At 43.3% G+C, this 10,059-nt stretch carries 10 protein-coding genes; 4 read left to right on the forward strand and 6 right to left on the reverse strand.

Going from position 1 to position 10,059, the window contains the following annotated elements; genetic code table 11:
* Positions 1 to 252: helix-turn-helix domain-containing protein (locus tag WBA23_RS14240; RefSeq protein WP_424582945.1), on the forward strand; the 252-nt coding region annotated here is incomplete at its 5' end.
* A gap of 27 nt (positions 253 to 279) precedes the next feature.
* Here WBA23_RS14240 and WBA23_RS14245 read toward each other — a convergent pair.
* The 3 genes from WBA23_RS14245 to WBA23_RS14255 form a co-directional block, all read right to left on the reverse strand.
* Complete coding sequence (locus WBA23_RS14245) at positions 280 to 1,041, reverse strand: succinate dehydrogenase/fumarate reductase iron-sulfur subunit (protein WP_424582946.1); 762 nt, start codon at positions 1,039 to 1,041, stop codon at positions 280 to 282.
* A 1-nt stretch (position 1,042) separates the two neighbouring features.
* Complete coding sequence (locus WBA23_RS14250) at positions 1,043 to 2,977, reverse strand: fumarate reductase/succinate dehydrogenase flavoprotein subunit (protein WP_424582947.1); 1,935 nt, start codon at positions 2,975 to 2,977, stop codon at positions 1,043 to 1,045.
* Between the two features lie 109 nt (positions 2,978 to 3,086).
* Positions 3,087 to 3,773, reverse strand: a complete 687-nt coding sequence (locus tag WBA23_RS14255; RefSeq protein WP_424582948.1) for a succinate dehydrogenase cytochrome b subunit — start codon at positions 3,771 to 3,773, stop codon at positions 3,087 to 3,089.
* A gap of 409 nt (positions 3,774 to 4,182) precedes the next feature.
* On the opposite strand from WBA23_RS14255, the gene WBA23_RS14260 reads away from it, so the two are divergent.
* From WBA23_RS14260 to fabD, 3 genes are read left to right on the forward strand one after another with little or no spacing between them, the layout of a single operon-like run.
* The gene (locus WBA23_RS14260) at positions 4,183 to 7,074 is read left to right on the forward strand and encodes a gliding motility-associated C-terminal domain-containing protein (RefSeq protein WP_424582949.1); all 2,892 of its coding nucleotides are present in this window, start codon (positions 4,183 to 4,185) and stop codon (positions 7,072 to 7,074) included.
* Positions 7,055 to 7,483, forward strand: a complete 429-nt coding sequence (locus tag WBA23_RS14265; RefSeq protein ID WP_424582950.1) for a thiol-disulfide oxidoreductase DCC family protein — start codon at positions 7,055 to 7,057, stop codon at positions 7,481 to 7,483. Before WBA23_RS14260 ends, WBA23_RS14265 begins: the two co-directional genes overlap by 20 nt.
* Before the next feature lie 19 nt (positions 7,484 to 7,502).
* Positions 7,503 to 8,384, forward strand: a complete 882-nt coding sequence (gene fabD / locus WBA23_RS14270; RefSeq protein ID WP_424582951.1) for an ACP S-malonyltransferase — start codon at positions 7,503 to 7,505, stop codon at positions 8,382 to 8,384.
* Positions 8,385 to 8,393: 9 nt separating this feature from the next.
* Here the strand turns inward: fabD and WBA23_RS14275 are convergent, their stop codons facing one another.
* The 3 genes from WBA23_RS14275 to WBA23_RS14285 all read right to left on the reverse strand — a co-directional run.
* Positions 8,394 to 8,615 carry a hypothetical protein gene (locus WBA23_RS14275; RefSeq protein ID WP_424582952.1) on the reverse strand — a complete coding sequence of 74 codons (222 nt, stop codon included), beginning with the start codon at positions 8,613 to 8,615 and terminating at the stop codon, positions 8,394 to 8,396.
* A gap of 259 nt (positions 8,616 to 8,874) precedes the next feature.
* Positions 8,875 to 9,159 (reverse strand): hypothetical protein, encoded by a 285-nt coding sequence (locus WBA23_RS14280; protein WP_424582953.1) that lies wholly within the window; start codon positions 9,157 to 9,159, stop codon positions 8,875 to 8,877.
* Between the two features lie 290 nt (positions 9,160 to 9,449).
* On the reverse strand, positions 9,450 to 10,059 hold a 610-nt coding region (locus tag WBA23_RS14285), incomplete at its 5' end, for a CHAT domain-containing protein (RefSeq protein ID WP_424582954.1).

The following is a 10,059-nucleotide window of genomic DNA, read 5'->3' on the forward strand; positions in this document are numbered from 1 at the left end:
CCGTTGGCGGTTTTCGCAATTCTAATTGTTTACTACGAAAACGAAAACTTTCCTATTGACGTGCCCGACCCAATTGAAGTAATAAAATTCCGCATAGATCAATTAGGAATGAAACAGAATGATTTGGATGAGATTGTCGGTTTTAAAAGTCGCGTAAGCGAAATACGTATTTTAATATTCCAACCGAAGTTCTGGTGCAAGAGTATTGACTGGCAAAGCTCTAAAACAAAAGTAGCCTACCGAAACAGGTAGGCTACGCTTAAAAAGAATTTTTTTGTTTTAAGAAACTTCAATCGCTTCAGAACCGGCTTTGGCGGTTAAAAACTCGCGGTTCATGCGGGCGATGTTGGCCATATCAATTTCTTTAGGACACTCAGCTGAGCAAGCCATGGTGTTGGTACAAGCGCCAAAACCTTCGGCATCCATTTGGGCGATCATTCGCTCGGCTCGTTGCTGCCGTTCCACTTGGCCCTGAGGCAACAGAGCTAGCTGAGAAATTTTGGCACTGGTAAACAACATGGCGGAAGCATTCTTACAAGCCGCTACACAGGCTCCGCAGCCAATGCAGGTAGCTGCGTTAAATGCTTCGTCGGCAATATTTTTTGGCACCGGAATTTCGTTGGCATCGGGGGCACTTCCGGTGTTTACCGAAACATATCCACCTGCTTGGATGATTCGATCGAAAGCCGAGCGATCCACCATTAAGTCTTTAATCACCGGGAAGGCTTGGGCTCGCCAAGGTTCTACCGTAATAGTTTCTCCATCTTTGAAGTGGCGCATATGTAACTGGCAGGCGGTGGTACCTTTTTGGGGTCCGTGGGCTCGCCCGTTAATGTACATCGCGCAGCTTCCACAGATGCCTTCTCGGCAATCGTGGTCAAAGTGAATAGGTTCTGTCCCTTCTTGTTCTAGCTGCTCATTCAGTACATCCATCAGTTCTAGAAACGACATATGCGAATTAGCATTATTCATTTCGTAGGTCTCGAAGCGACCTTTATCAGTATTGTTTTTTTGTCGCCAAACTTTTATAGTGACTTTCATATTATTTATAGCTTCTTTGCGTAAGTTTCACATTCTCAAATACTAAATCTTCTTTGTTCAGTTTTGCGGGTAAATCTGCGCCCTGATACTCCCAAGCGGCCACATAAGAGAAGTTCTCGTCGTCTCGTAGTGCTTCGCCTTCTGGAGTTTGGTACTCCTCGCGGAAGTGTCCACCGCAAGATTCTTCCCGGTCTAGCGCATCTTCAATCATGAGAGCACCCAACTCAATGAAATCTGATACCCGGCTGGCTTTCTCTAATGTTTGGTTCAACTCTTCGGCCGTTCCCAGTACTTTTACATCGTTCCAAAACTCATCCTTGATTTTCTTCACATCCTCACGCGCTTCTTTCAAACCTTCGGCGGTTCGAGACATGCCACATTTATCCCAGATCACCCGGCCCAGCTTTTTGTGCAACTGATCCACGGTTTGAGAACCATTAATACTACTAAGTTTATTCAGTTTATCTTTTACGCCAGCTTCCGCTTCTCTAAAAGCATCGTGGGTAATTGGAGTCTTTTCATAAGACTGATTGGCTAAATGATCACCGATAGTATACGGTAGCACAAAGTAACCGTCAGCCAAACCTTGCATTAAAGCACTAGCACCCAGGCGGTTAGCGCCATGATCTGAGAAATTGCACTCACCAATAGAATATAATCCTGGAACCGTGGTCATCAGATTATAATCTACCCATAAACCTCCCATTGTGTAGTGTACTGCTGGGTAAATCATCATCGGTGTCTGGTACGGATTATCGCCGGTAATTTTCTCATACATCTCAAACAGGTTGCCGTAGCGAGCCGAAATAGTATCTTGTCCGTCTCGTTTAATAGCATCTCGGAAGTCCAGATAAACCGCTAATCCGGTCTCAGCCACTCCGCGTCCTGCATCGCAAACGGCTTTAGCGTTACGAGAAGCCACATCGCGGGGCACTAGGTTTCCGAAAGAAGGGTACTTACGCTCTAAGTAGTAATCCCGATCTTCTTCGGCAATATTACTAGCTTTTAGCTTACCTTCCCGCACCGCCTTAGCATCTTCCTCTGTTCGGGGAACCCACACTCGTCCATCGTTTCGTAACGATTCCGACATCAGCGTGAGCTTCGATTGATAGTCGCCCGACACCGGAATACAGGTAGGGTGGATCTGGGTGAAGCAAGGGTTCGCGAAGTATGCTCCTTTTTTGTACGCGCGCCAAGCGGCCGTAGCATTACAGCCCATAGCATTGGTTGAAAGGAAGAATACGTTGCCGTATCCGCCCGTAGCTAATACTACTGCGTGCGCTGAGTGCGATTCAATCTCGCCAGTAAGTAAATTTCTAACAACAATACCTTTGGTTACCCCATCGACCGTTACTACATCTAGCATCTCAGTACGAGGGTACATTTTGATTTTGCCATTTGCCACTTGCCGACTCATGGCACTGTAGGCACCCAGCAAAAGCTGCTGACCCGTTTGGCCTCGAGCGTAAAATGTTCGAGATACTTGAGCACCCCCAAATGAACGATTGTCAAGTAATCCCCCGTATTCTCGGGCAAAAGGTACCCCTTGGGCTACGGCTTGGTCAATAATATTAACACTTACCTGAGATAAGCGGTAAACATTAGCTTCGCGCGAGCGGTAATCGCCTCCTTTAACAGTATCGTAGAATAAGCGAAAAACACTGTCTCCATCATTTTGGTAATTCTTAGCCGCGTTAATGCCACCCTGAGCCGCTATACTGTGAGCGCGTCGGGCACTATCTTGAAAGCAAAACGACTTTACGTTATAGCCTAGTTCGGCTAAGGATGCTGCGGCAGAAGCACCGGCCAATCCGGTTCCAACCACAATAATATCGTATTTGCGCTTATTAGCCGGATTCACCAGCTTTAATCCAAACTTGTGCTTCGTCCATTGTTCGGCCAGAGGGCCAGTAGGTGTCTTTCCTTCTAAAACCATATCGTCAAACGAGTTATTAAATAGTCAAGCAAATTCTAAAGTATAAGTTTTGTCTAATTAAAATGTTCATTACAGGCATTGCTAGGTTGAATTCAGCGGTATTCACTAGTTACGATAAGCTTTTAATGAACATGTAAATTGGCATCGAGGCGAATAGCGCCGGAACCACAATAGCGAAGGCTAAGCCTACTTTCTTAATAAAAGGTGAATACTTCTTGTGCTGTAATCCTAGCGTTTGAAATGCACTCCAGAATCCATGCGCCAGATGATACCCTAATCCAACCATGGCTAAAACATAAATCAGTACGTACCACCACTGAGAGAAAGCCGCCTGCATAATAGAGTATAAGTCTTTAATCTCAACACCATCTACTGACATTACAGGTACTTCACCAAACTTCATCTCGTACCAGAAAGAACGCATATGAATAATGAGGAAAATCAGTAGGATTGTACCTAAAATACCCATATTCCGCGATTTCCAGCTACTGTTCTGGCTAGGTTTAGCTACAGCATAGCCCACCGGCCGGGCGCTTTTATTACGAATGGATAGTACCAGCGCGTAAATCACGTGCAGAATAATGCCCGAATAAAGGATATAAGAAGCCGCTTTAATTAACGGATTGGAGGTCATAAATTCCGCATAAAGATTAAATGCTTCTCCACCGTCGCTACGAAACAATAAAGTGTTGCCTGATACGTGTACAATCAGAAAGGTAATTAAGAATAGGCCGGTAAGTGCCATAATTACTTTTTTACCAATAGTGCTGTTTAAGGCTTGGGAAAACCAACTCATAAAAAGTGATAGTTCAAACAGTAAATAATAATCTAAAACGTTTAAAATTATACTAGGAATCGTTAGTAAACAAAGTATTCATCGCTAGCTTTATTATTTTGAACGTTTCTAAACTATAACCATACGTTACTCTTATTATAACTTCTTTGTAAGTAGCTCGGTTCGTCTAAGACAAGATTTGTTTAAGAAACTTGTTATTAGAGATTAACAAAAAAAGTCACATAGTGTAAAGTTTATAGCATAATCGACATTTCTGCCTTTACTGTGAATTGACCGCAATGATTCGTTTTTTTGTTCGTTATTAAGTTAAATAGCACTATATTAGAAATATTAAAATTATTATATTTTTATTTATAATTATTTTTTTTATTGCATAGGAAGTAAGATTATTCATTTTAATGCAGGTATCTTGAAAAGAGTTTGCTTAGTTCTGGCAGTTACTGCTCTAGGGTTACTAGTAGGAGTAGAGCGGGTTTGGGCCACCCATATCCGGGCCGGAGAAATTATTGTGGAGCGGCAATCTTGCCAAAATGATTTGTTTACCATTCGGATTATTGGCTACGAAGATACCGGATCAGAAGTAGAATTCGGAAATGGCATCTTAAATCTAGGTTTCGGTGATGATATTGATGTAAGTACTGCAAACGACTTCTTCACCCGAGAAGTGATCGATAATCAGAATTTAATTCGAGTAAGCGAGTTTGTACTCACCGATATTGCTTTTCCTGGAGCGGGAGACTATATCATCAGCTTTCGGGAGTTTAATCGTAATGCCGATATTCTGAATATGATTGAGTCGGTTGATACACCGTTCTATATTGAAACAAAAATTTCTATCGATGGAGTGCTCTGTAATAGCTCTCCGGTTCTTACCAATCCTCCGGTAGAGGGAGCCGTAGTAGGTCGACGGTTTGTGCACAATCCTGGGGCAGTAGATCCTGATGGCGACAGTCTATCGTATAAACTAGTATTACCTCGGCAAGATGCCCCCAGTGACAACTTTCCTGACGGTGAACCAGTAAACGGTTACCGATATCCACATATATACGATCAGCAGACAGCGCCCGAAACCGCTACCACCCAAAATGATGCGGAGATACCATCAACCTTAACACTTGATCCAATAACCGGAGAGCTAGTTTGGGATGCTCCCGCTTTGCAGGGCGATGTGGGCAGTAAGAATGAATACAACGTAGCTTTTATTGTTGAAGAATGGCGGAAGATTGGCGATGAGTGGATTCTTCTCGGGTACGTAACTCGCGATATGCAGATTATTGTAGAGAACGCAGAAAATGACCCACCCACTTTAGAAATACCCGCCGATACTTGTATTGAAGCTGGAACCGTATTAGAAGCGGTAGTTTCTGGTACTGACCCTGATGGTGATAATATTGTGTTCTCTGGCTTTGGGGAAGTTTTTGAGATCTTAAATAGCCCCGCCACATTTTCCCCCACCACTCAACAGCCTTCGCCGGGTGAAGGCAACTTTCGGTGGGAAACTAATTGCAACCACGTGCGAGCCGGAGTATATCAGGTAAACTTTAAAGTAACCGACGTTGATCCGGCTACCGGACCGCCATTAGCGGAATTTGGGATATGGAATGTTACGGTAGTAGCTCCCGCTCCCCAGTTGCTTTCGGCGCAATCGGCACCGGGCCGATCGGTTGATCTGGACTGGGAGGCTTATTCCTGCGGAAATGTTGATGACGTACGAATTCAAATTTGGCGTAAGCCCGATAGTACTGATTTTGTGCCGGAAAATTGCCAAATTGGTATTCCTGGTGGCTTAGGATATGAACTAGTTGCAGAAGTAGATAAAAGCGTGGTCAGCTACCTCGACGAAGGCTTAGAGCCCGGAGTAAATTATTGCTATCGTCTGGTAGCGGTATTCCCCGATGGTGCGGAGAGTTATGCCTCGGAAGAGTTTTGTGCCGAAATGAAAGTAGATGCCCCGGTTATTACTAATGTAAGTGTGACCGCCACCGATGATGATACCGGAGTTATAGAAGTAGCTTGGCGATCGCCCTTTGAAATTGATCAAGCACTATTTCCGCCTCCGTATACCTACCAAGTGGTGAGAGGAACGGGGTTTGGCGAAAATGGCTCCGAAGAAGTTATTTCCGGAATCATTCCCGATACTTCGTTTGTGGATAATGGGTTAAATACGCTAAATCAACCGTTTTACTATAAAATCTACCTGTACGATGCGAGTGGTGATCGGCTTGATTCATCAGCCGTAGCCTCATCTGTACGTTTAGAACCAACCCCCCTGGTAGGAAGCGTTACGCTTGACTGGCAAGCTAATGTTCCCTGGTCAATCGTTTCTACCGACTTTCCCTATCACTATATCTACCGAGACCGAGTTGATCCTAATGATCTGGGAAGATTTGTATTAATTGATAGTATTGATGTGGTTGCCAATGGGTTGCAGTATACGGACGATGGTAGTACGACCGGTGAACCATTATCGGACGAGCTAGAATACTGCTATTATATAGTAACGCAAGGTAGCTACGGAAACGAAGCGTTAAATCCGCCATCGTTTATCAACTTATCGCAGATTGCCTGCGCTCAACCCAATGATACTATTCCGCCTTGTGAACCACTAGCGGTATCTATTCCGAATGGCTCAGCCGAAGAGTGCCAAAACCAAATTGCCGGGCAGCCTTGCGGATCTACCGAATTTTTTAACAGCATAGCATGGGAGGCCGACATTGCTGAGGGCTGCGATAATGATGTACGGTTCTACAATATTTATTTTTCAGCAGTAGGTGAGGCTGATAGTACCTTTAACTTAGTGGGTACCAGCACCGACACTTTTTTTGAACACACAGGACTGCGCTCTCTAGCGGGTTGCTACCGGATTTCGGCCGTAGATCGCTCCGGCAACGAAAGCACGCTAAGTCCATCCATATGTGTTGAAAATTGCCCTAATTATCTACTACCCAACGTGTTCACTCCTAATGGAGATGGCGATAACGATGTATTTCGCCCATTAGGATTATCAACCCAAGGATCAGCCAGTGCTCTCGAGGAACAGGCAGAATGTCCACGATTTGTTAGCAATGTTCGTATTCGCTTTTATAACCGCTGGGGGAAAGAAGTGTACGCTTTTGGGTCTAGTAATACTGAAAACTCAATCAATATTAACTGGGATGGACGCACTGAAGCCGGAAATCTAGTATCTGCGGGAGTTTACTATTACGTAGCAGAAGTAGATTTTATTACCTTAGACCCAGCGTTGAGCCAACAAACTATTAAAGGCTGGGTTCATATCATGTATGAACCCGAAGACCTATAATTCAACTATTGAGAATAAAGATGTTATCCTATTTGACGGCGTGTGCAATTTGTGCAATCACGCCGTTAATTTTATTATTGACCGCGACCCAGCGCGCCGGTTCTTGTTCTCTTCACTTCAGTCAGAAGCAGGGCGAGAGCTGCTAAAAAAGCATCAGCTAGATGCTCAGTATTTAGATAGCCTAGTACTTATTCAAGGTGAAAGCGTGTATTTGAAGAGTGCCGCTGCCCTCCGTATTGCCCGGCACCTATCAGGAATATGGTCTCTATGCTACGCTTTCATTGTGGTGCCGCCTTTTATTCGTAACTTTTTTTACGATATTGTGGCCCGCTTTCGCTACCAAACTTTTGGCCAAAGCGATAGCTGTCGGATTCCAACCCCTGAGTTGAAATCTAGGTTTCTAGTATAATCATAATCTACACCTACCAATGAAACACGCTTATATTTTCCCCGGACAAGGTGCCCAATTTACAGGTATGGGTAAGGACTTATTTGATCAGAATAGTCGAGCCCAAGAATTATTTCATCAGGCGGATGATACATTAGGATTTTCTATATCAAAAATAATGTTTGAAGGTTCTGAAGATGATTTAAAACAAACGAAAGTAACCCAGCCGGCGATATTTGTCCATTCAGTAGTGCGGGCATTAATTCAAGAAGATTTTTCTCCTGATATGGTAGCTGGTCACTCACTCGGTGAGTTCTCGGCATTAGTAGCCAGTAAGGCTTTAAGTTTTGTGGATGGTCTAAAGCTAGTATCGCAAAGAGCAAAAGCTATGCAGTTGGCATGTGAGCAGAATCCATCTACTATGGCTGCGGTATTGGGTTTAGACGACGCTGTAGTAGAAGATGCCTGCCGATCAATTGAGAATGAGGTTGTACTTCCGGCTAATTATAATTCACCCGGTCAAGTAGTGATTTCTGGTACTTATCAGGGAATTGAATTAGCTACTGAAGCACTAAAAGAGGCAGGTGCCAAGCGTGTTATTCCATTGGCAGTAGGGGGAGCTTTTCACTCACCGCTCATGGAACCCGCTCATAGTAAACTTGAACAAGCAATCAATCAAACGGCTATTGATAAGCCGATTTGCCCAATTTATCAAAATGTAACGGGTTTGCCGACAATTGAAATAGAAGTAGTTAAGAAGAATTTGATAGCGCAACTTATGGCACCGGTACGGTGGACACAATCGGTAACAAACATGTTGAACGATGGAGCCACCCATTTTACTGAATGCGGACCAGGCCGAGTACTACAAGGACTGATTAAAAAAGTAAGCCGAGAGGCAGAAGTGAACGGAATTAGCTAATTAGCTCGCTTAGTTCGTATTTTTTTTCGATTTATAAATAAGATAGTCCTTTGAGAAGGGAATGTTAATCTTGTCCTGAGAAACCGATAAACTATCTTTTTGGTGATGATTTATCTGCTTATCAATTTCGCTGATAAACGATTTTATCCGAGTGATCTGCTCCGACAGAGATTTGTTGTACTCCTTAAGTGCTTCAATCAAATTCGTTGTTTTATTATTACTACTCTCCATTTGGCTCTGCTTTAAAAAAATATAAATTAACCTTTTAGATACCCTTGTAATATTTTTATAAAAATAATAAAAAAAACAAATAAATCATAGAATTGTAACACTAAGTTACAAATAAGTCCACAATCTGTAAGTGAGGGGAGAGATAAGTCTGGAATTCCTTTCCAAACAGTAGGGGCAATAAATCAGTGAAAAATCTATATCCTGCCCATTATTCCGAGTAAGGTAAAGGTTAGTTATTACTTTAACAAGCTTTTTTCTTTTAAATTAATTCAGATGCAATTTTTTTCCATTCCTGTTCGAAAGTTTCGTCAGATGTAGGGCGGTTGGCGCGCTTATACCAATACTTAGCATTAAACAGATCACCTTCTACTCGATGAAGGTATGCATGTACCCACGCGCTATCAGCATCTACCTCATCTTGAATTAATTCATGTGCCCTGTTCCAATTATCTTTGGCGGCATACCATAAAGCCTGTAGCGGTTTGTTCAGTTTCGGCGGGACTTCTGGCTGTTGGAGACTGGCTTCATACTCTTTTATATTCATAATTCAGGCTATTTATTAAGCTTAATTTTAGCCTTTTTATCAACTAAAAAACATCTAAAGTTGTGCTAATTTGTGGAAAAGATATTGAGAAATAAGTAAAAAACCTTCTATTGCCCGGTGACATTCTCTAACTTAGAGTGTACCAATAGTAAATTATAACCTTTAAAATCAACGCTATGTCACGCACAACATTCGCAGCATCCACCATCTTTAAATCAGGAGGGGGAGGAGACAGACCCAAACCGTCTAAACCCAAACAGGAAGAAAACCGAGCATAAACTAATAGCCAGCTACCCTGCTGGCTTTTTTTTTCGTACGGAGCCTACCAAAAAATATCCCAAGCCTACTAAGAGCGTAAGGAACCCAGCTAAGTAGGTGTCTCGGTAGTGTACTATAGGCGATGGTTCTCCTTGAAGCACAAAAGCCGCCCAGTAGCTAGGATGAGCCTGATATTTATTAGCTCGTTCAATAAAGCGAAGTTTCGCTCTACGAAGCGACTCATCTATCCGAGAACCTTTAAATAGTGAACGATAGAACGTAGGCATAATTCGGGCGGTAAATGCATCGTTCACTTTCCATAAGCTCATAATTACCGAGGGGCATCCGGCATAGGCAAATCCCCGCCCCATACTATATACTCCCTCGCCCGCTTCCCAGCGCCCGGTACCAGTTTCGCAGGCACTGAGCACGGCTAACTTAGTATTGGTGAGTTGTAAGTCATATAATTCAAAGGAATGAAGCTCGCCATCATTCACCGAATCAAAAGGGGCAGGAAAGAAAATAATATTATTATTGGAGTTGGTAGAGTCAGCAAGGCCGTGCAGCGCCAGATGAAGTACTTGATAATCTTCTGCGTAACGTTTAAAATGGGTTTCACTAGCTTCTGCCCCCGCCAATAGC

This window comes from Tunicatimonas sp., assembly GCF_049647865.1.
In the GTDB taxonomy this organism is placed as follows: Bacteria; Bacteroidota; Bacteroidia; order Cytophagales; family Cyclobacteriaceae; genus Tunicatimonas.